Source organism: Enterococcus sp. AZ194, assembly GCF_051713825.1.
Lineage (GTDB): Bacteria > Bacillota > Bacilli > Lactobacillales > Enterococcaceae > Enterococcus_K.
This window is the reverse complement of record NZ_JBIOQR010000001.1, coordinates 1,380,460-1,406,157: the sequence shown is the minus strand read 5'-3', so window position 1 is coordinate 1,406,157 and position 25,698 is coordinate 1,380,460. Positions and strand designations below refer to the sequence as shown.

Genomic DNA, 25,698 nt, shown 5'->3' with positions numbered 1-25,698 from the left:
CACTCCCAGGTTCTCTCTTTTTCTAAAATACAATGTCATATAAATACTGCAGTTCAGCTTCTGGCACAAGAATATTGTAGGCTTGTTCGATTGTCTTCATCAAATTTCCCATCTCAGAAACCGCCTTTTTCCTTGTTAAGTTTTGTTCTGGCACCGAGTACTCCAATGTATCCATATTTCGAATAATCCGTTCGACAACTCCGGCAATATGCACATATAAAACGGCCTTCTGACCACTAGTCAACTCAATTTCAAAGAGCGACTCTAGCTCTTGAATAAACTGATCGATGTACTCTGTAACCCTTTTAACATCAAGGATTGTAATGGCTGAAACCAGGCGATCAATAGAAAGATTTTTGACCAAAGCATCGTTCAGCTGTTTTCTTTCTTCCATAGAAATGAAATCGAAAATCTGACTCGCAATTTCTTCTTGATTGCCGCTAATCAAGCTTTCCAATGAGAGGTAGTTGATTTGATCTAGGTGCGGATTGGTCGTCCCAATAATCCCTTTTACTTCATATTGTTTAAAGATTGAGTTATTTTGCCCGTATTTTTTCAAATAAGATAACTCGACTGATTCAACCGCAAAATTACAGCCAGCTGGTTTTGACGAATCTAGGAATGATTTGATTTGTTCAGCACCATCCAAGCCACTTTGACTAACGGTTAGAATCATTGGCTCCTTCTCATCAGTCGGGTAGTTGACATTAAACTGAGGATGTAACATCTCTGCTACTTTGCCACCAATCAGTTCGATATCAACCTCTTTTTTTATCATTTCGCCTACATAAAGAGCTAGTGGAGTGGTCACATTATTCATGACTAACACAGGGCCATTAGTGTACTCAACAAGCTTTTCACCAAGCTTCAATAATGACCCCATATCAACTAATACCACCAAACCGTCTTTGCAGTCGTTTAGTGAAACAAACTTAATCATTTTCTCTTCAACTTTTTCAACGGGTACATCAAAGGGCATATCAAATGATTCAAAAATATTAGCATCCAAAAAACGGTTCACCACATCAGCAATACTGCTAGCAGTCGAAAACCCATGAGATAAAATGACCCCACGCATACTTGCCTGCTTGGTTTCAAAATTTAAGCTCTTCAGATAGTAAATAATTAATAACTTTTCTTCTGTACAGAGACTGCTATCTAATCTTGTCTCAATCAATTCCAGTAAAGCATTTACAATCTTCTCCTCAATCTGAAGATTCTCTCTGGTAAAGCTAATCAATTCTTCTAGCAGTTCTTGAGGCAGAATCGGAAACTCCGAGAAAAAAGCGCCTCTCGCATAAAAATAGTGACTTAAAGCAATAATAAAATTCCCTTTGATTCTGACATAACTTGTGCTTTCAACATAAGTTACCATCTCTTTTAGCGTGGTCGCTAAAAACTGAATACCCGTTTGTGCATGTGTATCTCGTTCCAGATTCACGAGAATATCTATTACAGAATTTGCCTCTCTAGCCAGCTGTGTTTTCAAAAAGTTCGGGGCAATTTCCCCTTCTCTATAAGAAGCAAGAAGCGTTGAAAACTGCGCAAATGTATCATTGATTACCTGTATCTCTGGCGAGTATTTTTTTATAAACGTGGTAATTTGACTCTCTGCGGTAACTAACATCGGTTTACGATTGACACTATCGATTTCTTTTACCGCCATGAATTTCTCAAGTAGATCATTTTCAATCGAATCTGAGGTGATACGTAATACCTTGACATGCTCTTGTTTACTAAAAGCTGTGGCACAAATAAACTTGATTGTGTTTTTTAATTCCCCTACGTTATCCTCATATTTAATGCTCATCAAACGATTGATAATCCATGAAGAAATCTCTAAATCACGTGATAATTTTTTTGCTTCAGAAATAAAGAAAGAGTAGATGAATTCAGATAGTTCATGAACGGTTCGATTATTTAGGCTTGGAATGCCAATAGTGATAGGGATTCTTCGCAAAAATGTGCGTAGAAAGGATTCTTGAATATTTTCCGTAGTTGCAAAGATAATCCGAACTCTCGCATGTCTGACTTTATTCTCACCCAAACGACTAAATGTGCCATTGTCCAAAAAAGTAAATAGTTTTTCTTGGCTTTCTGGTCCTAGTCGATGACACTCATCAAGGAACAACACACCGCCATCACTCGCTTCTAGTAAACCAATATGATCTTCCTGTGCACCGGTAAAAGCCCCTCTTTTGTAACCAAATAAAATACTACTTAAAAGCTCTTGATTGTGATAATACTGTGCGCAATTCAGTTCAAAAAACTTGGCTTCTTCTTCAATAAGCTGCTTGGACTGACAATAATCGTAAGTTAGTTTAGCCAATAAACTTTTCCCAACGCCTGTATCGCCATAAAGCATGAACGGTAATCCAGTGTGCGGATAATGAATACAAGATTTTATTTGTTCAATTACTTGTTTCATACTGGTATCACTACCAATATAGTGAACAAACGGATCTTCCTTCTGTTTCTTTCCCTCTGCTCTCAGCTCTTGGAAATTTTCAAAAACACTTTTATTCAAAGGATAGAACAACGTCTCAAACGTCGCCTTATCAAAAAAATAGGCAGGTCGGCTTTTGACCTTTATCGCATCGCCTTCTCGAACAAGCTCATTTAAATACTGGCTGATTGTATTGCGTGCGATACCAATAGCTTCAGCGATTGCTTCAGCTGTTAGCTGCTCTTCTTCGTTAATCTCCGTCAGCTTTCGAGTGTAGATAATCAGTCGTTCCTTCACTTTATGTTTAGACATGTCAGTCACCTCAATTTCTCTCATTCTTTCCAAAACTATCAAAGATCTCCCTATAACAGAACATTCACTCTTATTCTATTCGACAAGCCAAGTGTATGACATAATCTGTCTAGCTTCAAGAAATACAAAAAGTTTCTTGATAAGAAGTCTAGATTCCTCTTTAGCCTGCCCTTTCTTTCGATTACCTTAAATAAAATAAGTGTTCTATCGATAATAGAAAGCAAATTCTATGCCAAAATGTGTCGAAAAGCCTCTTTTCACAACAGCACTTAACAAAATCATCGAAAAAATCCTCTCTCACACCGTTATTATGCCGTAATTTTCTCAAACTTCCTGAATAAGTACGCTGAAAAACTATCGACAGATTTCTCAAAGCCAAATCTGTCGAAAATGTAACCACAATCAACGACCACTGTTGCTCCGTCGATTCAGCTAAAAAAAACAATACGATTCAACTGAGTGAATCGTACTGTTTTTTTTACTCTTAAATTTTCTTCTTAACCACACATGGCGTCCCATAAGCAAGCACATTTTCAGGAATATCTTTTGTGACGATACTTCCTGCACCAATCACTGAGTTCTTACCAATTGTGATCCCTGGAAGAACAATCACTCCTGCGCCAATCCAAACATTATCGCCAATCACTATTGGAAGATTGTATTGTGCTTTTTTCAATCGAAGCTCAGGGTCTAATGGATGTGTTCCTGCTGATAACGTCACGTTTGGTCCAATCATCACATGGTTGCCGATCTCAATTCTCGTGTCATCGACTAATGTTAAATTAAAATTCGCATACACATCATTTCCAAAATGTGTATTCGCTCCCCAATTCGCTCGTAGCGGCGGTTCAATATAGACGCCATCACCAACGCTCGCAAATAATTTTTTCATTAATTCCTGCTTTTTTTCTTCATCTGACGGTCTTACTTGATTAAAATCATATAAAATCTCGTTATACTTCTTTTGCTCAGCTCCCGTTTCGGGATTTTCAAAATATATTTCTCCACTATGCATTCTTCTATAAATTTCTTCTGTATCCATAAAATTTTCCTCCTCAAAAGCCATCTTTTTTGTTTTTAGAAACTAAAGGCACACCAGTTGTCTCTTGCTGGACCTTTGTAAAAATAACTCACGAATCTATCATACCACGCTATGAAACGCTTTCCCACAGAATCTCTTTTTTCGCTTTTCTTTCTACATATTAGACAAATCAATTAAGCAGATTGACCAACAGCTGCTACCTATTCCTCTTTATTCACTAACAAAATCACACTTGTTCTTCAGGTTGTGCTATGATATTTTTGGAAATAGATTCTCTAACAATTTCACAAAGGACTGATAAATTTATGGATGCTCTACTGCAAACGGACGCACTTTGTTATGAAACCAATCATCAAACCATTCTTTCTGATATTACCCTATCCATTGAAAAAGGCAGTAACCTAACAATCACTGGTCCCTCTGGTGGTGGAAAAAGTACCTTACTCAAACTTTTGGCCACACTCATCAGCCCAACCAGTGGGAACATTTCGTTCCACAATCAACCCATCACAGCTTTTACACCTGAGGACTATCGCAAACGGGTATCTTACTGTTTTCAACAACCGACCTTATTTGGCAACACGGTCTCCGATAATTTGACATTCCCTTATACTGTCAGAAATGAAGCCTTTGATGAGTCTCATGCAGTCCAGCTTTTGGAACAGGTTCATCTAACAAAAGACTATTTAACAAAAAAAATTACAGAATTATCTGGCGGCGAAAAACAACGCATTGCCCTATTACGAAATGTCCTATTTTTACCGGAAGTTCTTTTACTTGATGAAGTCACTACTGGCTTAGATGAAGAAAGTAAAACAATTGTGAATCAATGGCTTGTACACTTAAACAAAGAACAGGGGCTCACCTTGCTTCGCGTGACACACGATAGCGGAGAAATTCAACAGGCCAATGAACTCATTTATATTGCCAATGGCCAAATGGAGGTCAACAAATGAACTTAGCAGTTAATAATCTTTCCTTATTATTCTCTGGCCTGATGGTCGTCGTTGCCTTAGGAATCAGCTACAAAGAAAAACTAGGCTTCACGAAAGAGATTATTGTAGGTGTCATTCGTGCAATTATTCAATTAGTGTGTGTCGGTTATCTTTTAAAATATATTTTTCAAGTGAACAATCAACTACTAACTATCGCTATGGCCATAATCATTGTTATTAACGCTTCCGCAAACGCCAAAAAAAGAAGCAAGCAAATCAAAAATGGCTTCCTTTTATCATTTATTGCTATCGGTTGTAGTACGGGTGTTACGATTAGTCTCTTAGTTTTATCTGGCTCCATCAAGTTTATTCCCTCTCAGATTATTCCGATTAGTGGGATGATTGCCAGCAATTCGATGGTCGCAATTGGCTTGTGTTATCGAAGTCTTGATAGCCTCTTTCACGATCAAAGACAGGCAATTTTGGAGAAGCTTTCCCTAGGAGCTGATATCAAACTAGCTTCTTTACCTATTCTCCGTCAAAGTATTCGTACAGGAATGTCTCCTACGATTGATTCAGCGAAAACAGTTGGGATTGTCAGCTTACCGGGTATGATGTCAGGGTTAATTTTTGCGGGGGTCGATCCTGTCCACGCTATCAAATACCAGATTATGGTTACCTTTATGTTACTTTCAGCCACTAGTATCGGCTCAATCATCGCCACTTATTTAGCCTATAAAAGTTACTATAATGAGCAGAAACAACTAATTATCTGAGGTTAAAAATAAGCAAAGAAAAACCATCCAAATCAGCGTTCCACTATGATGAGACTTAATTAGGATGGTTTTATTCTATGAAATATAATCAACAATGCTATAATTCTCCTGATTACTTAGTGCATCAAATTTTTCTTTTTCAAAGAGAATATACTGTTTACTCTTTGAATCTTGAACGATAATCATTTGTTTGTGTAACTCACTTCGATCTTTTTCAATTTGTGCGGCAACGTATAATGCTTTGATATCTACATCTGTATTAATTGCATTTCCTTGGTTGAATAAAACAGTCTCATCCATGGTTTTCACACTCCTTCTCTCTATACTAAAAGAATAAACGCTTTGCTTAGCCTTTGTCAATTATATCGGCTGAGTAACGTGGTTGGAGCGATATTGTTGCAGAACGCTGGGAGAACATCTTTTCAGATAGCGACTACACATCGATTGATAGCCATACGCCATTCTCGTTATAGATTAGAGGTCAGTTTCTCTCTCAAAGAATGATAATCTTGCTACCCATTACACAGTAAAAGGACTTGCCGAAATTACAAGTCCTTTTACCGGTATTCAAAAGTTCTCAACTTTTTATTACTTTCATTTACTAGTTTTTTTCTTAAAATAAGCGCGCGTATCTAACTCATCTTGTTTTAACTGCTCAATTAATGCTTCTGCACTATTAAAAGCAATTTGTCCTCTTAAATGATGGTTCCAACGTACGGCCACTTGTTCTCCGTAAATATCTCGGTGAAAGTCTAAAATAAAGACTTCAACTGTTAATTCGCGACCTGCACCAAATGTATCATTATGACCGATAGAGCTCATCGCTGGATACCAGGTGTCGCCAACCTTTAATTCAGAGACATAGACACCTTCCTCAGGTAAACGAACGGTACTTTTTGTCTTAATATTGGCTGTCGGAAATCCTAATAGTCGTCCCCGAGCATCACCATGAATGACCGTTCCTTCAATTTCATAGATATACCCTAATAGGTCCGTTACTTCTTCCATGTTGCCTTTTGACATTTCCTCACGAATACGTGTGGAGCTGATCTTTTGGCCTTCTTCTTCCTCTTTAGGGACAGTCACAATTACAAAACGTTCCTTAGCATAACCTGGCAAATGTGCGATATCCGCAATTTCTTTTGGACCATACGTATAATCGAACCCTGAGACCGCATAATCAGCGTTTAAGTCGACAATATATTGGTCAACAAAGTTTTGTGGCGGCAAATTGGCAAAATCCGAAGTAAATTCTACTTCATATAGGTAATCAACGCCTAGTTCAGCCATATGTTTTTCCTTTTGTTCAAGGCTAGTTAAATAACGCATATTTTCTGGCAATACTTTTTGAAAAACAATTGAGGGATGTTGATTGAATGTCATAACAGCCAATTTTAATTGATGTTTTTCAGCTAGCTCTCTCCCGGTTTCAATGACCTTTTTATGTCCACGATGAAGACCATCAAAAAAGCCGAGAACAAGTACAACTCTTTCAGCTGGGATTTCTGATTGTTTATAAGGATGTCGAAGTTTAATAATTTCCATTTTCTCTACCTTCTATTCATTTCTAAGAACCTTACTTGGTTTTAAAATATTTTTTTCTTTTGGATTGGGGATATAAATACTGACTACTTTCCCATCATAAAATAACGCAATTTCCTCATCTGGCATTTCTGTTAAACCAAATGCAGAGTAGGGTAAACGCATACCATTTTTTATTTTGGCAAATAACTGCTCAGAAATATCGACTCTTGTTAATGAAGAAACGCCATATTCTAACGGTAATAACTTTTCAGCGATTGTTTGATTCTCCATTGCTTGGGCTACCTGTTCTAGCGTTAATGACTGCTCTTTTGACAATCCACCACTTGCTAAGCGAGTTAAATCAGACATATGCGCTGGAAAGCCTAGACTCAAACCAGTATCGACAGCTAGCGTTCGGACATAGGTCCCTTTTCCGCAAATGACTTTAAAGCGCCAAGATTGTGTCTGTTCTGCTTCATTCCAAATAGGCTCCGTCGTTCGGACAAAAGTATGAATTGCGGCTTTTCTTTGCGGACGTTCGACTGTCTCGCCGTTTCGAGCATATTCATAGAGACGCTTGCCATTGACTTTAACCGCTGAGTACATAGGCGGAATCTGTGTAATCGTCCCAGTCATTTTTGTCATCGCAGCATCAATTTCCTCTACCAATAGAGGTGTATCAACCGCTTTGGTTTCAACAATTTCTCCTGATACATCTTCGGTAGTCGTTGAAAAACCCAAAGTGATTTCTCCCTCGTAGATTTTGCCGGAGTCGACCATGTATTCAATGACTTTTGTCGCCTTGCCAATACAAATTGGTAACACACCATCTACATCAGGATCCAGCGTGCCCCCATGACCGATTTTTTTTGTTTTCAAAATCTTTCTTAATTTAAAGACGCAGTCATGACTGGTCATGCCACGCTCTTTCCATAATGGCAAAATGCCCTCCATCACATATCCTCATTTCCTTTAATTTCAACTGTATCATTATACCATAACCAAAATAATTGCTAAACATTTGTGGTTTAGAAAGTTTCATCCGCACAAAAAGTTTAAAAATTGAATGAAGTGCCTTTCGTAGAGTAGCAGCTTATTTCAGCTTTTACCCCTTATTTATATACAGAAATTTCCGTTTTCTTTGAAACAAAAAAAACGGTAAAACCCGAATCAGTCTAGGTTTTACCGTCTTAATTTTAATCTTGCGAATTCATTTTACGAATCAATTCATCGATATGATTGCCGTATCTTACCGATTCATCTAATTCAAAAACTAGCTCAGGTGTTTTATATAAGCTTAACGCATGGCCTAATTCGCGACGAATTAAGCCTGTTGCTTTGTCTAACCCCTGTTGAGCCTTTTGTTGATCTGACGCTAAATCTGATAACAAGCTATAATAAATTGTTGCTTGTTGTAGGTCACCAGTTACGCGAACATCAGTAATCGTCACGTCTTGTACACGAGGATCACGAACTTTCTTACGTAAGATAGCATTTACTTCTTTTAAAATTTCTTGACCGACTCGACGGTCTCTATAATTAGCCATTTTTGAGCGGCCTCCTTATAATTAATCGTTTTTGATTTCTTCCATGATGAAGCCTTCGATAACATCTTCAACTTTCAAGTCGTTGAATTTATCAACCATTGCTCCACATTCAAAGCCAAGTTTGACTTCTTTTGCATCATCTTTAAAGCGTTTCAAGCTAGATAAAGTTCCTTCATAAATAACGATACCATCACGAATTACACGAACGCCACTATCACGGCGGATAAAGCCTTCTGTTACATAACATCCAGCAATTGTTCCGACTTTAGAAACTTTGTACAATTCACGAACTATCATTTGACCAGTGATTTTTTCTTCGAATTCAGGATCAAGCATCCCTTTCATCGCTGTTTCAATCTCTTCAATTGCTTTATAAATAATGCGGTGTAGACGAATATCTACTTCCTCAGATTCTGCTTGTTGTTTCGCTTGCGTTGTTGGACGAACGTTAAATCCAATGATAATCGCATTACTTGCTGCCGCAAGAGTTACATCACTTTCATTAATCGCACCTACAGCCGAGTGAACGATTTTTACTCGAACACCTTCAACATCAATTTTCTTCAATGAAGCGGCTAATGCTTCTGCCGAACCTTGTACATCAGCTTTAATGATGACGTTAACTTCTTTAAGTTCGCCATCCTTCAAGCTTTCAAATAAGTTGTCTAATGTTACTCGACTACTTACTGCACGTTGTTCTAATAACGCACGTTTTGCACGTTCTTCACCTGCTGCACGAGCTGTTTTCTCGTCTTCATACACAACAAAACGATCTCCGGCTTGTGGGACATCATTTAATCCAGTAATTTCAACTGGTGTTGCAGGACCTGCTGCCTTATCACGACGACCAATATCGTTGGTCATTACACGAACACGACCATAAGTATTTCCGACTACGATTGGGTCACCCACATGTAATGTTCCTTGTTGAACGAGTAAGGTTGAGACGGGCCCTTTGCCTTTATCCAAACGAGCTTCGATTACTGTACCGATTGCACGCATTTTTGGATCAGCTTTTAAGTCTTCTACTTCAGCTACTAAAAGAACCATTTCTAATAATTCTTCAATGTTTTGACCAAACTTCGCTGAAATCTCAACAAAGATTGTTTCGCCACCCCAAGCTTCAGGAATTAATTCATATTCACTTAATTCTTGCATAACATGTTGCGCATTGGCAGCTGGTTTATCAATCTTATTAACAGCAACAATAATTGGAACATTCGCAGCTTTCGCATGGTTGATAGCTTCAATCGTCTGAGGCATCACGCCATCATCTGCGGCTACAACTAAGATTGTAATATCAGTGATACTTGCCCCACGAGCACGCATACTTGTAAAGGCCGCGTGTCCAGGAGTATCTAAGAAAGTGATTGGTTTGCCATTAATATCAATTTGGTAGGCACCAATATGCTGCGTAATTCCGCCTGCTTCACCACTTGTCACACGTGAATGACGTAGTGTATCAAGTAAGGTTGTTTTCCCATGGTCAACGTGTCCCATGATGGTTACAACTGGAGGACGTGCAACAAGATTTTCTTCAACGATAGCATCTGGTTCGAAGAATTTATCAATATCAGCCACGTCGATTTGAACCTTTTCTTCTGCTTCCATACCATAGTCCGTTGCCAGCAATTCAATTGTATCTTTATCAAGTGCTTGGTTTTGGTTAACCATAACACCCATCATAAAGAGTTTCTTGATAATTTCAGCAGGCTCACGGTGAATTTTCTTCGCGATATCCGCTACATTCATGCCTTCTGTATACTCTAAAACTTCTGGTAACTCACGGAATTTACGTGGTGGTACTGCTGGTTTGTTTGATTGTGGTTGATGTTTCCCTTTTTTGCCTTTTTTATTAAATTTATTGCGGTTTTGGTTACCACCATAACTATTTCGATTTTGGTTGCCATAATTGTTACGGCCGCCTCCACGGTTTTGGTTATTTCCTTGACCACCAGGACGGTTTTGATTACTTTGTTGTCCTTGACCTTGGTTTGATGACGGGCCCGTTTGGTTTGTTTGTGGGCGTTGTTGTTGCCCTTGACCTGCCGTGCGATTTTGGTTGTTTTGTGGGCGTTGTTGCTGCCCTTGACCAGACGTGCGATTTTGGTTATTTTGTGGACGTTGTTGCTGTCCTTGACCAGACGTACGATTTTGGTTATTTTGTGGACGTTGTTGCTGTCCTTGACCAGACGTGCGATTTTGGTTGTTTTGCGGACGTTGTTGTTGTCCTTGACCTGTCGGACGGTTTTGGTTATTTTGTGGACGTTGTTGTTGTCCTTGACCAGACGTGCGATTTTGATTATTTTGTGGACGTTGTTGTCCTTGTTGGTTTTGCGATTTATTCTGGTTAGCTGGTTTTGGGCTTGCTGGTTTTTGGTTTTGCGGACGCGCTTGATTTGTTTTTTGTGTTGTCATATTCGTTCCCCCTGATAATGCTTGACGCAATTTTTTTTCATCATCACCAGAGATTGACCCCATATGATTTTTTACATCCATGCCTAGAGCTTGTGCTTTATCCACAACATCTTTGCTTGATTTATTGATTTCTTTTGCAAGTTCGTAAATTCGTTTTTTTCCCATGCAATCACCTTCCTAACCTAATATTAGTTCCTTGATTTTCTTTGCAAACCCTTGATCGTTGATTCCGATGACCATCCGTGGCTTACCAATTGCTTGGCTAAGCTCTTCATGGGTGAAAGATTCTAAGCAAGAAACTTCATAATGACGACTCTTGTCATTTAATTTTTTTCGTGTATTTTCACTGGCATCGCTCGCGACAAAAACTAATTTTGCTTTTTGACGGCGAATGTCTTGAATTGTCATCTCTTCACCAGTGACCAGTTTTCCAGCACGCATAGCTAGACCCAACATGTTTAGTGCCTTTTGCTTATTTGTCATTTGCAAATAACTCTCTTCGCGCTTTTTGGTGTGTCACATAGTCTAACAGCTCTTGATAAAATTCATCTGATAAAGTCGTTTCTAACACTCGATCAAGAATCTTTTTATCCCAAGCTTGTTGAACTTCAGACGGCTCAATAGAAACGTAAGCACCTCGCCCAGGCAGTTTCCCAGTTGGATCTATTGCAACTTCGCCTTCTTTAGAACGCGTAATTCGAAGCAATTCTTTTTTAGGTTTCATCTCACCTGAGACAACTGATTTTCGCAAAGGAATTTTTCTTTTTTTCATCTATTTTCGCCTCCCAAAAATTCTTTATTCTGTTTCTTCGACAGATTCTGTCTCGTTAAATTCGACATTTTCATAATCATCTGCTGTCATATCCGCATCAATCACTTCATCAACTACGTCAGATTCAACAACTTCTTCTGATTTTTCTGCCTGTTGTTGATAGAAAGCATCCATATCCGACTCAGATTTGATATCAATCTTAAAGCCAGTCAATTTTGCAGCAAGACGAGCATTTTGACCGCGTTTTCCGATAGCTAGTGATAGTTGGTAGTCAGGTACAACAACCGTACAAGCTTTGCTATTTTCAGGATCAAAAATGACATCAACCACTTGCGCTGGATTTAATGCATTGGCAATATAGATAGCTGGATCATCATTCCATTCAACAATATCCATATTTTCACCTTTTAACTCGTTGACAATCGCTTGAACACGTTGTCCTTTTGGTCCAACACATGTGCCAACTGGATCAATATTGGTATCCGTTGAACGAACAGAGATTTTTGAACGATCGCCTGCTTCACGAGCAATGCTAATGATTTCAACGATTCCGTCATAAACTTCTGGTACCTCTTGTTCAAATAGACGACGCAACAAATCAGGATGACTACGACTTACAAAGACTTGCGGCCCTTTTGAAGATTTTTCAACCCGAGCAACATACACTTTGATTCGATCATGAGGTTGATAAAACTCATTTGGCATTTGATCTTGTTTGGACAAGACTGCTTCGATTTTCCCTAAGTTCACATAAATGTAACGATGATCTTGACGTTCAACAATTCCTTGCATAATATCTTTCTCATACGCACTGAACTCATTATAAATAATGTCACGTTCTGCTTCACGAACACGTTGCAAGATAACTTGCTTCGCTGTTTGTGCGGCAATTCGACCAAAGTCTTTTGGTGTTACTTCAAAACGGATAGAATCACCAATTTCGTAAGCTGGGTTAATCAATAAAGCATCTTTTAAAGAAACCTCTAATTGAGAATCCATGACTTCTTCTGTTACTTCTTTTACTGCATAAACGTGGATATTTCCTTTTTTCTGTTCAAACTCCACAACAACGTTTTGCGCTTGACCATAGTGACGTTTGTATGCAGAAACTAGTGCTGCTTCTAGAGCTTCAATGACGATTTCTTTAGATACGCCTTTTTCAGCCTCAAGAGCGTCTAAAGCGTTCAACATTTCTTTACTCATTTTCTTTAATTCCTCCGATATTAAAATTGAATAGCTAAACGAGCTTTCGCAACATTTTTACGTTCTATAACGAGTTCTTTTTCCCGCGTTTTGATTCTGATTTTTAAAACAAGCTCTTCAGGACTTACTGATTGTAAGAATCCTTGGTATTGTTTTTCACCATCGATTGCTTGATATAGCGAAACATTCACATACTCGCCAATTGCTTTTTCATAATCAGCCTCTTTTTTCAACGGACGTTCAGCTCCAGGAGATGAAACCTCTAGAAAATAGGCTTGTGGGATAGGATCTGGATCAACAGAGTCTAACTTCTCACTCAATCGTTCACTCACTAGCGCACATTCCTCGATATCAATGCCACCTTCTTTGTCGATAAACACTCGAAGGAACCAATTTTTTCCTTCCTTTACAAATTCCACTTCTACAAGTTCAAAATTTTGTTCGTCTAAAATGGGCATTAGAAAATCGGTCACCGTTTCTACCACATTGCTCAAAATTTTTCGCCTCCTTTTTAGAGTCTAATTCCGTAATTCCATTAAAAAGAGTGAGCGAAAAATCCGCTCACTCACAATTAGTATCATTACCATAATCTACTATAGCATAGATTAACGGTAATTTCAAATATTCACTTTTCCAACTTTACTTGCCACTCGTTTAGAAGTCTTCCGTGTCTGCGTTCGTCTTCCTATTTCTAATCATTCATTAAAAATCCAGATCCACTTCTCTATCGATTGAGGATTTCTTAAGCCTATGTTCTAGGTCTATCAAAATCCTTGCTTGTTGATGACTTGTTTTAACCACTGACTGCTAGCCTTCTGCGTTCGCGCAAACTGATTCGCTAAATCAATACGATAAAACCCATACCGATTTTTATAAGCATTCAACCAAGACCAACAGTCAACAAACGTCCACATATGATAGCCAAAACATTGACTTCCTTCAGCCATTGCTTTTTGAAGCATTTCTAGATGCTCTTTGAGAAAATCGATTCGATAACTGTCTTGGATAATACCAGATTCATCCATAAATCGCTCTTCCTCTGAGACGCCCATACCATTTTCAGAGACATACCAAGGAATATTTTTGTAATCTTTTTTTAAACGCATAGCTAAATCATAAATTCCTTTAGGATAAATTTCCCAGCCACGATGAGGATTGATTTTTTTATCTGGCCAATCATAGTAGCTCGCAAAAGCGCCTGGTGATTGTGCCGGAAACTCAACCTTCTTAGGCTTTTGAACACGTAACGGCTGATAATAATTCACCCCTAAAAAATCGACCGTATTGTTTTCAAAAACCTCCTTATCTTCTGCATATATGGTTGGCGTTAACTGGTGCTCCTTGATTATTTGGATTAGCTCTTCTGGGAAGTATCCGTCCACTACGGTATCTAAAAAGCCTCTAATATAAAAGAGATCTGCTAAATGAGCCGCCTTTTGATCTTCGTCCTCACAACTTTTCGCATAAACTGGCGATAGATTTAAAATAATACCAATTTTCCCGTCGTTATGTGGCACACTACGATACATTTTGACTGCCATCGCATGTGCAAGTAAGGTGTGATAAGCCACTTGAATCGCTCGCTTAAAATCATGAACTTTCGGATAATGCGCATCGCCAAGATACCCGCATTCAATATGCACAAGCGGCTCATTAAAGGTGGCCCATTTTTTGACAAGATCACCAAACTCCTCAAAGGCTATTTTGGCATAATAGGAAAAGGCCTCTACAGATTCCCGTGCCTCCCAGCCACCTTTCTCCATCAACCACCAAGGCATATCAAAATGGAACAAATTAATAATTGGTTCAATGCCATTCTTCTTCATTTCTTCAAAATAAGCGCGGTAAAACTTAACTGCCTTTGGGTTTATTGTTTTTCCATCAGGCAATAAACGAGCCCACGAAATGGAGGTTCGATAGGAATTTAATGCCATTTTTTTCATTAACGCAACGTCTTCTTTATATTTGAAATACGTATTTGACGTGTCTTTGGGCCCAACGCCATCAAAAAAAAGCTCTGGTTCTAATTCAAACCACTTATCCCAAACGTTCTCACTTTTGCCATCAATCAGAGCAGCTCCCTCCGTTTGAGGAGCAGAGGCCGCGGCTCCCCACAAAAATTCTTTTGGAAAAGTAATCATGCGTTTTCCTCACTCTCTTTTTTTAAACAAATTTTATATACTTGATAAGCTTCATCTGTGAAAAGCGGATTAAGCGTAGTTTCAGTCACTATTTTTTTGGTATTTAAATGATAAATACTTTCTATTGGTTGATTCAACTTCCGTAAATCGAGTGGTGTGGTTTCTTTTTCTTGAAACGCGTAAATAACCTGTTCTTTTTTTGTAAATAACCATCCTTGTTGTGTCACTTCTGGAATTGCGCGCGTTTCATAGATGGCCTCACCAAAATGCGCCAACCATTCACCTAGTTTTTGCAAAATGTCAACCGCTTCTACAGGTAGTTCTCCGTTTGGTTTAGGGCCAACGCCCAAAATTAGGTTACCTCCCAAAGCGACCACTTGTACAAAACTTTTTAAAATTTCATCAAACGATTTATATTGATCATTTGGAGAAAAGCCCCAGTTATTCGCTAAAGGAATATTGCTTTCCCAAACTTTTTTCGGTGGCACATCAGGAATTTTACGTTCTGGGGTCACATAATTTTCATACGTTCCTCCAATAGTACGATCAACAATTAGCATATCCGGTTGTGAGGCGCGAACTTGTTGTGCTATCGTATCCATATCTAGTTGTTCATTTCGCGCATTCACCCAACCGCCATCTAACCATAAAATATCGATTGCACCATAATTTTTGCTGATTTCGGTTAACTGATTCGTTACAAATTGATTATATTGATCCCACCGCTCAGGAAATTCAGCAGGCTCATAACTAGCCAAACGACCTTTTGCATGCTCTTCTGGAACCCAATATAAAGGAGAATGCCAATCGGGTTTGGAATAATACGCACCCACTGAGAGTCCTTCTTTACGAAAGGCCTCAGAAACTTCAGCAAATATATCTGGATTGGTTTGATTCGCATAGGGACAAGGAGCTGCTGTAACCTTATACTCACTATACTTTGTGTCATACATCGTAAACCCATCATGATGTTTGGTTGTAAAAATCATGTAGCGGATTCCTGCATCTTTGCAGGTTTTTGCCCACTCATCTGGATGAAACTGATACGGATTAAAAAAGTGATTTAATCCCCAGTAGTCTGCTCGGATTTCTTCAACACTATTTCTCCAGCCAGGGGTTCGGGCCCAGTCATCTTCTTCAGACAATTGCCAAGATTCAACAATTCCCGCAAGTGCGTAGAGTCCCCAATGGAAGATTACGCCAAGCTTTTGATCTTGAAACCAATCTAATTTTATTTTCAGGTTTTCGGATAATTCTCGATACTCTTCATTCTCAGAAGCTTCATTGACCTCTATATCTTCACGAACATCCTTCACATAAGAATCTTTTTTTGAAAAAAAATTATTTTCTTCCTTCATCATGTCACGCTCTCCTCCTGAGGTTGGGACAGAAGTGTTTCACTCCGAGAATCAGGTACTGTACACACTCAATTCATTCTTCGTTGTATTTTACAGCACTATATTGGAGTTTCTTCTATGCCCACCGTTTTTTGGGTACTCGGAGTGTGGGACCATAACTCAAAAAGTTATGGTCCACGCTCCACCTTTTGTATGAAATACTTACTTTATTCTTCTAGCCATTATTGCCTAACAAGTAAATCTCTTTGCTCTCTATCCAGTCTTCATTACAGTCACTGATACATAGTGTAAATAAAGCATCTGCTTATCGGTTTTTTTCCCGAAATTGACCAGGTGTCATGCCGACAATCGATTTAAACTTCCTTGTATAGTTTGACACGTCATAGTAGCCTACATTCACAATAATCTCTTTGATGGGCGTATTCGTCTCTATTAATTCTTTTTTAATATGCTCTAAACGTAACTCTTGAATATATTTTGAAAATGTCAGCCCACTTTCTTTCTTAATAAAACGACTAATGAACGATAATGACACATCAAACTCACTCGCCACTTGCTCCAATGAAATATCATGCGAATGATATTCTTTTCCTAAATACTCAAAAATATCCTTATGCAGCTGTGTCTCTTGACTCTTTGGTTTCTTTTGAACTACTCCACAAATTTTTCGACTCATCAGAATCAACTCGTCTTTTAGCTCATTCAAATTTCGGAAATCTGCAGAAACCTGTGTCACAAATTCTGGCCCAATAATTTCTAAGCCAACGCCAACAACTGAATTAAGTAAGTCATAGGTATACAGCTTCAATTCTACTGGCCCCAGTTGTTTTTGGAGCGCGGTGGTAATCATTCGTTCAACCGTTTCACTAGCAATTTCAAAATCCCCTTGTAATAAACTTTGATTTAGTTTCAATTTCTCATCTTTTGGATATTCAAATCCATCGACCTCTTGTTTTTTTGATATTTTTTCATAGTAATGGACATTGGTCCGTTTTTCAAAAACTGTGCTGTACTCTAAAGCCGCCAACCCTTCGATATAGGTTCGGTTGATATTCTTTAATTCCTTAACTACACTCCCAATCCCTATAGCCGGCACTAAACTATTCGCTGAAACAATCTTTGTCAGGATTTTCTCAACAATCGTCCGTTGCGTGACACTTGTATCAAAGCTAACTAATAGAGCAATCGCTTGTTCTGATAACATCTCTGAACCATATGCTTGATAGTCAGAACCAGACAAGTCATCTAAAAAACTCATTAAAAACTCTTGGTTTTGAATACTTGTTTTCGAATTGACCATCTTCGTTTCAACTAACATGACAAAGTACCCTTCATCATATAAGTGAATATTCACCGATTGTAATAAGAGTTTTATTTCTTCTAACTGATTGAATCTGCCCATTAATAATCGCCGAATCACCTGTTCTCGTGCGTAAGGCGTTTGGCGTAAAACTTCTTGGTGAAGCTGTTCATTTTGTTTTAAAAAGTTACTTACATGGTATTCAAACTCATCGAAGTCAGATAGACCGTTTGTTTCTGTAAAATCATCGGTTTGATTTTTTAGCATCTTCTCAATTTTTCTTATCGGTTTGTATTGTCTTCTGCCAATTGTTAAAATTGCGCCTATACCTGCAATCAACACAACAAAAACAATCAGTAAAACAATCGAATTTGTTTGATTCAATTCTTTAAAAACTTGACTTGTATTGGTGAAAGAAACATAACGAATACCAAAATCGGTATCCTTTAACTGGTTTACACGGATGGTTCCTTCCGACGTTTTTATCGTAGAGGAATGGATAGCTCGCTTAACTTCGGCTGAATTCTTAAAATATGCTGGTAGTTTTTCGCCACTTGATGAAGCTAGTAACTGATTATTTTCCCCTACCATGAACACGCGCCCAGTATCCTTATCAACCGTTTTATCTAAGATACCTTCAATATCTGACATTTTCATGGTGTACATAACCAATCCATAGATACTCCCTTCAGAAGAGGTTAAAGGAACACTGTAGGTCAGAAGTCCAAGTGTTTGGTGGCGACTACTTGGTATTGTTTCAATCCGTGGCGCTTTTGTATCAAGAACTTCTTTTAGTTTATTATTATCAAAATTGTAAGACTGATATCTTTGTTTACCAAACACATCAAAATCAAGACTCCCCGCAGAAGAATAAAATCTGTTCGGCTCGTCGTAATAATAGATATAAAGCTCATCAATGATATTGCTGGTTATTTTATAACGCTGTAGTTCCTTCATCATCTCAATTGAATAATAGGGATGCTTTGCCATCTTTTCCGTAGTTTTAGGGTTGGTACCAATTTCTTTGGTTAACATATCCAACTGATTCATATTATTAGAAATTATTGAACGAACCTGCAATAAATAGTTCCTGCTAGATAACTGAATTTGATCATTTAAACTGTCGACAGAGGTCTTATACCAAATGATAGAAATTAAAGAAAAAGGAACCAAAAATACTAATAGGTAGGACAAAACATAACCTCGAATACTCTTTTTCTTGAATTTAAACTTAGGAAACTGACCTTTTTTCATAGTGTCGCAGCCTTTTGTTCTGCTTTATTCATCGCCTGAATTCCAAACCACACCAAAGGCAAACTAAAAATAGGTACGGCTGCAAAAACCAGAAGCATTGGAAATAAGGTAAGAACGATAGTTGCTAGATAAATTCCTAAAATAATGGCGATAGTTTCTATAAAGTTGCAGAAAAACAGAATGCCCACTCGTTGAATGTACTGTTTGTAGGTTAGCTCATAACGACATAACGCAGGAAAAATAAAAATACTTGCACCGAAGACTAAAACAAATAAAATGAGCAAAAAGAAATGGATGATTGGCAAATGGATATATGTAGCTGAGATTCTTAAATCCAGCCATAGGAAAATTAAACTAGCTAATGCGGTAAAACCAAGCTGGTTACTAATTTTAAAGGTTTCCTTGTAATACCTCGAGAATGTTTGTCTTGTGATTAGCTCTTTTTTTCGAATTTGCTGATATAGTCCATAAAAGACAGCGGCTAGGCTAGGGAAAAAACCTAGAATAATCCCACCTCGTAAGACGTAAACAATAAACAGCACTTGGTATTTTGCTGCTTGAATAATTTTTTCTCCGATGACATAACTCCCTTTGATAATTCCCTTTAATTCTTCCATTTCAAGTTCACTCCTTAAATAAATCTGCTGGTACATATTACAAAATATAACAAAAAAGAATATAAAAAAACTATTTTCAACTGAAAAATTAGAATCCTTCAAAACTCTTCAAAAATTTGCAAACCATTAATAAATAAGGGCATTTTCATATTTTTAAAAGAGTTTAATCCCACTAATTTTATTTTCCCAACAAATCAAGTGCTTAATAAAATTACAAATAACAGAAACTACGTAAAAATCTAAAAGGAAACTAAGACAAAAATTCAAAATGACTTTTTGTCTTAGCCTTCTATATTTAGATCTCAATTAAGCGAAAATCTAAATGGATAATCTTTACTAAACTTTCCACTTTGATCTAGTTTTATTTTGCTTTTGCCCAACGATCATAAGCTGTTTGATAGACAGATACATAGTCATTCACGCCCATACCATCAAGGGTTTTCACATATTTATCCCAGTTAGATAATGGTTCTACACCTGTGATAAACTTAGCCTCCATTTGCTTAACGTAAGTATCCATATCTGTTCCACTGTCTCGTGTTTTTTCAGTTTCTTCTTTTGTCAAATACAATAATGGGAACGGAACTTCTGCATTTGGCGTAATTTTTTCTTCTGTTTCTTTAGCGACAAAATCACTAAAGGATGTTTCAGGTTTATCATTTGCCTTAGTAAGAATAGTCGTATTTGGTGTTGTTGGTAATCCTAATGAAGGGACCGTCAAACCATAGTTTGGTGTAACTTGTGAACGGCTCTTTTCTAGATCTGTTAAGTCCACTTTATCTGTTAACACACGAACCTTTTCACCCTTATCATTTTTTGCCCATTCCCAATATGCACCTTCAGGACCCTTGTTAAAGTAGAATGATCCTTCTTCACTATAAAAATAATCGACCCAGCGAAGCATCGCTGCTGGTGAAGCACATTTGTTTGTAATCGCAAATGTTTCACGAACCATTCTTGGGCTACCAGGAACAACAGCAGTCGTAGAAACAGGAGAAGTCAATGGTTGCCACATTGGATCATCCATTGAATCACCTTCTGTTTTACCAGTAGTAAAGAATGCAAACCAATCTGGGAAGACACCTAACTGATTGTTTTGACCTTTCGCTTTTTTCTGTTCATCAGACTGACTGTAGACTTCTTGATCCAATAGCTTTTCAGAATAGAGTTTATTCATAAATTTAAGATATTCCTTATAATTATCACTAACGGGTGTATATTCAACTTTTCCATCGACTTCTTGAATACCACGTTCCTTCATTCCAAAAGCACCCATAAGCCAAGGTCGAGTACTATCCATTTTGACATCAGTCAATGGAATTTCGTCTTTTTTGCCATTGCCGTTTGGATCTTCATCGCGGAAACGAACTAACAAATCATAAAATTCATCAGTTGTTTTGGGTAATTCTTTAACACCTAATTTTTTTAGCCAATCACCACGATACCAAATAGGTCCTCTTGGCCAAATAGCTGTTGAATCACGAGCAACCATTGGTAATGAATAAATGTGACCCTCTGGCGTTGTAATCGATTTTTTGATTTCTGGTTCTGCTTCAATTAATTTTTTGAAGTTTGGCATGTTATCATCAATTAAATCTTCTAATGGAACCAAAATTCCTTGTTCGCCATAATCCATCTCCATTGCTGGTGTTAAGCTAGCCGGACCTGTCCCCATTAAAACATCAGGCAGATCACCACTGGCAAATGCAAGGTTCAGTTTGGTTGTAAAATCGTCGGATGGTGGCGTTGTAAACGTAAAGTCAATATTGGTTTTCTTAGCGTAGTCTTTAAAGAAGGCCATATCCTTCCATTCCGTATCGCCTGCATGAGGCCCCATCATAGACATAGTAATCTTTTCCTTAGTGATTGGGAACTCGCCCACTTTACCAAGCTCTACTTTGTCGCTTTTACTACTATCCTTGCCTTTGTTTCCACCGCCACATGCAGCTAATAACAAGCCACAAGTAACTAAACTTAAAAAAATTACAGATTTTTTTCCCAACTTCATCTCTTTTTTCCCCTTTGCTATTTTTATAAATACGGTTTTACCCGATATTTTTTAACCTTTGACTGATCCAACCATCATTCCTTTTACAAAGTACTTTTGTAAAAACGGATAGATAATAATAATTGGCAGTGTCGAAACAATCATGACACCGTATTTGATTACGGCAGAAAGCTGTTGACGGCTAAATAATAGTTCCGCCATTTCGCCTGTCATACTTCCATTCACTGCATTTGAACTCATATCTTGTAAAACTAAAATTTCTCTCAACACCATTTGTAATGGATACATCGATTTGTCAGACAAATAGATTAATGCGCTAAAGAAACTGTTCCAATGACCAACCCCATAAAACAGAGCCATCACAGCAATGATTGGTGTTGATAAAGGCAAAACGATTTTGGTGAATAATTTAAAATCTGAACATCCATCAATAATGGCGGCCTCTTCCATTTCTCTTGGAATTGTCGTTTGAAAGAATGTTCTGGTTACGACGATATTATAAACAGAAACTGCTCCCGGAATGACTAAGGCCCAGACCGTATTCAACATGCCTAAACTCTTAATCAATAGGTAACTTGGAATTAGTCCCCCACTGACAAACATCGTCACAAGCATAAATGAGGTAAATAATTTGTGCCCATAAAAATCGGGTCTTGATAGTGCGTAAGCTGCGGGCAGAGTCACTAATAAATTAATACTTGTTCCTAAAACCGTATAAAAAATTGTGTTTAGATAGCCACGCCAAATACTGCTATTCCCTAAAATAATTTTGTAACCTTCCCACGTGATCCCTTTTGGGAATAAATACATTTGACCAGAGTTAACCTCTTGTGGATCACTTATCGAGGCACTGATAATGTAGATTAATGGATATAAAACGATTAAAACTGATGCAACGACAAAAATATAGGTAAATATCATAAAAAGTCTATCAGTTTTTGTGTCTTTTACTAGCCGGTTATTCATTCTCTTCCCTCCTTAGAATAATGTTGATTCGCCTAATTTAGCTGCAATTCTATTTACGGCAATCAACAGAACCGCATTAATCACTGAATTAAACAGACCAACTGCTGCGGCATAACTATACTGGGCCTCTAACAGCCCTTGCTGATAGACAAAGGTTGCAATCACATTGGAAGATTGCATATTAAGAGGGTTTTGCATAAGCAATACTTTTTCATACCCTATATTCATCACCGAACCAACATTCATAATCAATAAAATGACCATGGTTGGCCGAATCGTTGGCAAGTTAATGTGCCAAATTCGTTGCAAACGACTGGCTCCATCGACAATCGCTGCCTCATGTAGTTGTGTATCAACTCCTGCAAGTGCTGCTAGATAGATAACTGAACCCCAGCCTGTCCCTTGCCAGACTCCGGATAAGACATACACCGTCTTAAACCATTTTGGATCTTCCATGAACGAAATTGGTTGAATCCCGAAGAAACTTAATGCATTGTTGATAATCCCTGTTGATGGATTTAAGAAAGCTAGAATCATCCCAACCATAACCACTGTTGAGATAAAATTTGGCGCATAAGTAACCGTTTGTGAGAATTTTTTTAAAGGACCATCCTTCACTTCATTTAATGCTAAAGCAAGAATGATCGGTAGAGGAAACCCAACAACCAATGAATAAATGCTGATTCCTAACGTATTCTTTAATAGATCCCAAAAATAGTAGGAATTAAAGAAACGTTGAAAATGCTTTAACCCTACCCAAGGACTATCCCAGACACCCAAACTTGGAACAAAGTCCTTAAACGCAATCAATACTCCATACATAGGAATATATGAAAAAATAAAAATAACCAAAAATGCTGGAAGGATAAATAAGTATAGTTGCCTACTTTTATAAAGCTTCTTTTTTTTACTTCCTCTTTCCTTACTGACTTTTGGCTTGTTCGTTACAAGCTCCATATTTTCTCCTCCATTCTTGTGAACGCTTCCATTCTATTAGGTTTATCAATGGTACTCAATATGTGGTTTTATTCACCGATAAAACCCTTGATATATCAACGTTTCTAAGGTTAAAAACTCACAAAAGTGGGTAATTTTTCTAATTCTACCCACTATGTAACTTCTATTTTTAGTATGTAGATTCTCTATTTTGTAGACCGCTTTCATAAATCTTTTTATAATAGAAGAAAGTCGTTAGGAGGAGAACAAATGAAAAATCTATTTTTTTATGGTGATACTCAACCTGTGCTTGACGGATTGAATTTATTACAGAACAAATTATCTTTCACCATCAGTCCTATTGGAGAACAAATCGAGCTTATTCACAACGAAGGCAATCTGATTTTTAAGAACTGTGGGAACAAACGTCAAATTTATTATTCTGAACCTGCACATTTATTTAGATGCTTGACTCGCATACTAAACGAACGACAACCTCTCGCTGATTATGAAGAAGCCCCTAATTTCAAAAAAGTCGGTCCGATGCTGGATTTGTCACGTAATGCCGTTTGTACGGTGGATAAAATAAAAGAACTACTTTTAACCTGCAGTACACTGGGGCTCAACCAGATGATGCTTTATATGGAGGATACCTATCAAATACCAGAATTCCCTTACTTTGGTTATCTGAGAGGAGCTTATACTTATGCTGAATTAAAAGAAATTGATACCTTTGCTGACTATCTGGGCATCGAAGTGGTCCCTGCTATCCAAGTTCTAGGGCATCTAAAAAATCCGTTAAAATGGAATTTCACTCAAGATATTCGAGATACAGAAGATATTCTGCTAGTCAATGAAAAAAAGACCTATCAATTTCTTGAAAAGGCCTTGATTGCTGCTTCTTCCCCCTTTAAAAGTAATCGTATCCATATTGGTATGGATGAAGCTCATCAATTAGGGCTGGGAAAATCATTAGAAAAGTTTGGCTTTCAAAATCGTTTTAACTTAATGAATGATCATTTAACTAACGTTTTAGAAATTACAAATCGCTTGAACTTAGAACCAGAAATGTGGAGCGATATGTTCTTTCGACTAGGTTCGAAAACTGGGGATTATTATGATCAACAATTTGAAATTTCTGATGAAGTTGTCTCAGGTATTCCAGAGATTACCATGGTTTACTGGGATTATTATCACCATCAAAAAGCAGAATATAGTCGATTACTTGCCAATCATCAAACACTTAAGAAACCAATTAGTTTTGCGGGTGGTATATGGACATGGAATGGTATAGCGCCAAATTATGGGAAAACTATCGCCACGACTAATGCTGGCTTATCGGCTTGTAAAGAAACCAATGTTACAACAATTTACGCCACACTATGGGGAGACGATGGAGCGGAAACACCGATTGATACGTGTTTATTAGGACTTCAGCTTTTTGCGGAACACCAATTTCATATGTTCGTTTCACAGGAATTTTTAGCGCATCAGTTTTCTTTATACCAAGGGGAGTCTATGGAGAGTTTCCTTTTATTGGATTCATTTGATCAAACACCAGGAGTTGCCAAGGATAATCCGCATGGGTCCTCTGTTAGTAAATTGATTCTCTATCAAGATCCACTTTTAGGGTTATATGATCAAACTATTGCAAATTATTCATTAAAAGAACACTATAAAAAATTGGCTACTCGCTTAACCAACTGCCAAACAACAGAACAGAGCAAAGAATTATTTGCCTTCTATTTAAAATTGGCGCAGCTTCTTGCCAAGAAAACAGATTTTGGGAGGAAATTACGACAGGCCTATCAAAACAACCGAAAGGATTTAATTCCTCAATTCCAAGAAAAAGTCATGATTCTCATGGAATTAACGGATACTTTACGTAGTGCACATCAAAAAATTTGGTATGCTGCGAACAAACCATTTGGCTGGGAAATTCTGGATATCCGATACGGTGGTTTGTTCACCCGCTTAGAGACAACCGCTTGGCGCCTTACACAATGGCAGCAAGGTGAACCAATTCCTGAGTTAGCAGAAACGATTCTCCCCTTTGATGGCCCATACTCAATGCCAGAGGGAATCATTGGTCGGAATTTGTATCACGGCATTATCAGCCCAAGTAAGTTATCTGATGTCTAAA

The 25,698-nt window shown here is 37.8% G+C and carries 21 protein-coding genes; 3 read left to right on the top strand and 18 right to left on the bottom strand.

The annotated features are described in order from the left end of the window. Nucleotides 1-22: 22 nt before the first annotated feature. Both IGI37_RS06700 and IGI37_RS06695 read right to left on the bottom strand, forming a co-directional pair. Nucleotides 23-2,758 (bottom strand): sigma 54-interacting transcriptional regulator, encoded by a 2,736-nt coding sequence (locus IGI37_RS06700; RefSeq protein WP_438760729.1) that lies wholly within the window; start codon nucleotides 2,756-2,758, stop codon nucleotides 23-25. A gap of 484 nt (nucleotides 2,759-3,242) precedes the next feature. Then, the gene (locus IGI37_RS06695; protein ID WP_438760727.1) at nucleotides 3,243-3,800 is read right to left on the bottom strand and encodes a sugar O-acetyltransferase; all 558 of its coding nucleotides are present in this window, start codon (nucleotides 3,798-3,800) and stop codon (nucleotides 3,243-3,245) included. A 305-nt stretch (nucleotides 3,801-4,105) separates the two neighbouring features. Between IGI37_RS06695 and IGI37_RS06690 the strand changes: the two genes are divergently transcribed. Next, complete coding sequence (locus IGI37_RS06690; RefSeq protein WP_438760725.1) at nucleotides 4,106-4,756, top strand: ABC transporter ATP-binding protein; 651 nt, start codon at nucleotides 4,106-4,108, stop codon at nucleotides 4,754-4,756. Further along, on the top strand, nucleotides 4,753-5,511 hold the full coding sequence (locus IGI37_RS06685) for an ABC transporter permease (RefSeq protein ID WP_438760722.1): 759 nt from the start codon (nucleotides 4,753-4,755) through the stop codon (nucleotides 5,509-5,511). Before IGI37_RS06690 ends, IGI37_RS06685 begins: the two co-directional genes overlap by 4 nt. A gap of 75 nt (nucleotides 5,512-5,586) precedes the next feature. Here the strand turns inward: IGI37_RS06685 and IGI37_RS06680 are convergent, their stop codons facing one another. From IGI37_RS06680 to IGI37_RS06605, 16 genes are all read right to left on the bottom strand, one after another. Continuing rightward, nucleotides 5,587-5,811, bottom strand: a complete 225-nt coding sequence (locus IGI37_RS06680; RefSeq protein ID WP_438760719.1) for a hypothetical protein — start codon at nucleotides 5,809-5,811, stop codon at nucleotides 5,587-5,589. Nucleotides 5,812-6,105: 294 nt separating this feature from the next. Then, nucleotides 6,106-7,056 carry a riboflavin biosynthesis protein RibF gene (ribF, locus tag IGI37_RS06675; RefSeq protein ID WP_438760717.1) on the bottom strand — a complete coding sequence of 317 codons (951 nt, stop codon included), beginning with the start codon at nucleotides 7,054-7,056 and terminating at the stop codon, nucleotides 6,106-6,108. A 12-nt stretch (nucleotides 7,057-7,068) separates the two neighbouring features. Continuing rightward, nucleotides 7,069-7,989 carry a tRNA pseudouridine(55) synthase TruB gene (truB, locus tag IGI37_RS06670; RefSeq protein ID WP_438760715.1) on the bottom strand — a complete coding sequence of 307 codons (921 nt, stop codon included), beginning with the start codon at nucleotides 7,987-7,989 and terminating at the stop codon, nucleotides 7,069-7,071. 242 nt (nucleotides 7,990-8,231) lie between these two features. After that, on the bottom strand, nucleotides 8,232-8,582 hold the full coding sequence (gene rbfA / locus IGI37_RS06665) for a 30S ribosome-binding factor RbfA (RefSeq protein WP_438760713.1): 351 nt from the start codon (nucleotides 8,580-8,582) through the stop codon (nucleotides 8,232-8,234). A 21-nt stretch (nucleotides 8,583-8,603) separates the two neighbouring features. Then, complete coding sequence (gene infB / locus IGI37_RS06660) at nucleotides 8,604-11,165, bottom strand: translation initiation factor IF-2 (RefSeq protein ID WP_438760711.1); 2,562 nt, start codon at nucleotides 11,163-11,165, stop codon at nucleotides 8,604-8,606. Between the two features lie 12 nt (nucleotides 11,166-11,177). Next, nucleotides 11,178-11,483 (bottom strand): YlxQ-related RNA-binding protein, encoded by a 306-nt coding sequence (locus tag IGI37_RS06655; RefSeq protein ID WP_438760709.1) that lies wholly within the window; start codon nucleotides 11,481-11,483, stop codon nucleotides 11,178-11,180. Further along, nucleotides 11,473-11,772, bottom strand: coding sequence for an RNase P modulator RnpM (rnpM, locus tag IGI37_RS06650; RefSeq protein ID WP_438760707.1), 300 nt, complete (start codon nucleotides 11,770-11,772; stop codon nucleotides 11,473-11,475). The genes IGI37_RS06655 and rnpM overlap by 11 nt, the downstream gene beginning before the upstream one ends. Nucleotides 11,773-11,796: 24 nt before the next feature. After that, on the bottom strand, nucleotides 11,797-12,975 hold the full coding sequence (gene nusA / locus IGI37_RS06645) for a transcription termination factor NusA (RefSeq protein WP_438760705.1): 1,179 nt from the start codon (nucleotides 12,973-12,975) through the stop codon (nucleotides 11,797-11,799). Between the two features lie 20 nt (nucleotides 12,976-12,995). Beyond that, on the bottom strand, nucleotides 12,996-13,469 hold the full coding sequence (gene rimP, locus IGI37_RS06640; RefSeq protein ID WP_438760703.1) for a ribosome maturation factor RimP: 474 nt from the start codon (nucleotides 13,467-13,469) through the stop codon (nucleotides 12,996-12,998). Between the two features lie 270 nt (nucleotides 13,470-13,739). Further along, nucleotides 13,740-15,116: a glycoside hydrolase family 1 protein gene (locus tag IGI37_RS06635; RefSeq protein WP_438760701.1), complete on the bottom strand. Its 1,377-nt coding sequence runs from the start codon at nucleotides 15,114-15,116 to the stop codon at nucleotides 13,740-13,742. Then, nucleotides 15,113-16,477 (bottom strand): alpha-L-fucosidase, encoded by a 1,365-nt coding sequence (locus tag IGI37_RS06630; protein WP_438760699.1) that lies wholly within the window; start codon nucleotides 16,475-16,477, stop codon nucleotides 15,113-15,115. Before IGI37_RS06630 ends, IGI37_RS06635 begins: the two co-directional genes overlap by 4 nt. Nucleotides 16,478-16,778: 301 nt before the next feature. Continuing rightward, entirely contained in the window at nucleotides 16,779-18,968 is a 2,190-nt protein-coding gene (locus IGI37_RS06625) for an AraC family transcriptional regulator (RefSeq protein WP_438760697.1), read from the bottom strand. A gap of 56 nt (nucleotides 18,969-19,024) precedes the next feature. Then, on the bottom strand, nucleotides 19,025-19,645 hold the full coding sequence (locus IGI37_RS06620) for a YesL family protein (protein ID WP_438760694.1): 621 nt from the start codon (nucleotides 19,643-19,645) through the stop codon (nucleotides 19,025-19,027). Nucleotides 19,646-20,006: 361 nt separating this feature from the next. Beyond that, nucleotides 20,007-21,653: an extracellular solute-binding protein gene (locus IGI37_RS06615; protein WP_438760692.1), complete on the bottom strand. Its 1,647-nt coding sequence runs from the start codon at nucleotides 21,651-21,653 to the stop codon at nucleotides 20,007-20,009. 51 nt (nucleotides 21,654-21,704) lie between these two features. Next, nucleotides 21,705-22,619: a carbohydrate ABC transporter permease gene (locus tag IGI37_RS06610; RefSeq protein WP_438760690.1), complete on the bottom strand. Its 915-nt coding sequence runs from the start codon at nucleotides 22,617-22,619 to the stop codon at nucleotides 21,705-21,707. A 12-nt stretch (nucleotides 22,620-22,631) separates the two neighbouring features. Then, the gene (locus tag IGI37_RS06605) at nucleotides 22,632-23,576 is read right to left on the bottom strand and encodes an ABC transporter permease (RefSeq protein WP_438760688.1); all 945 of its coding nucleotides are present in this window, start codon (nucleotides 23,574-23,576) and stop codon (nucleotides 22,632-22,634) included. Between the two features lie 249 nt (nucleotides 23,577-23,825). Between IGI37_RS06605 and IGI37_RS06600 the strand changes: the two genes are divergently transcribed. Further along, nucleotides 23,826-25,697, top strand: coding sequence for a beta-N-acetylhexosaminidase (locus IGI37_RS06600; RefSeq protein WP_438760686.1), 1,872 nt, complete (start codon nucleotides 23,826-23,828; stop codon nucleotides 25,695-25,697). Nucleotide 25,698 lies beyond the last annotated feature (1 nt).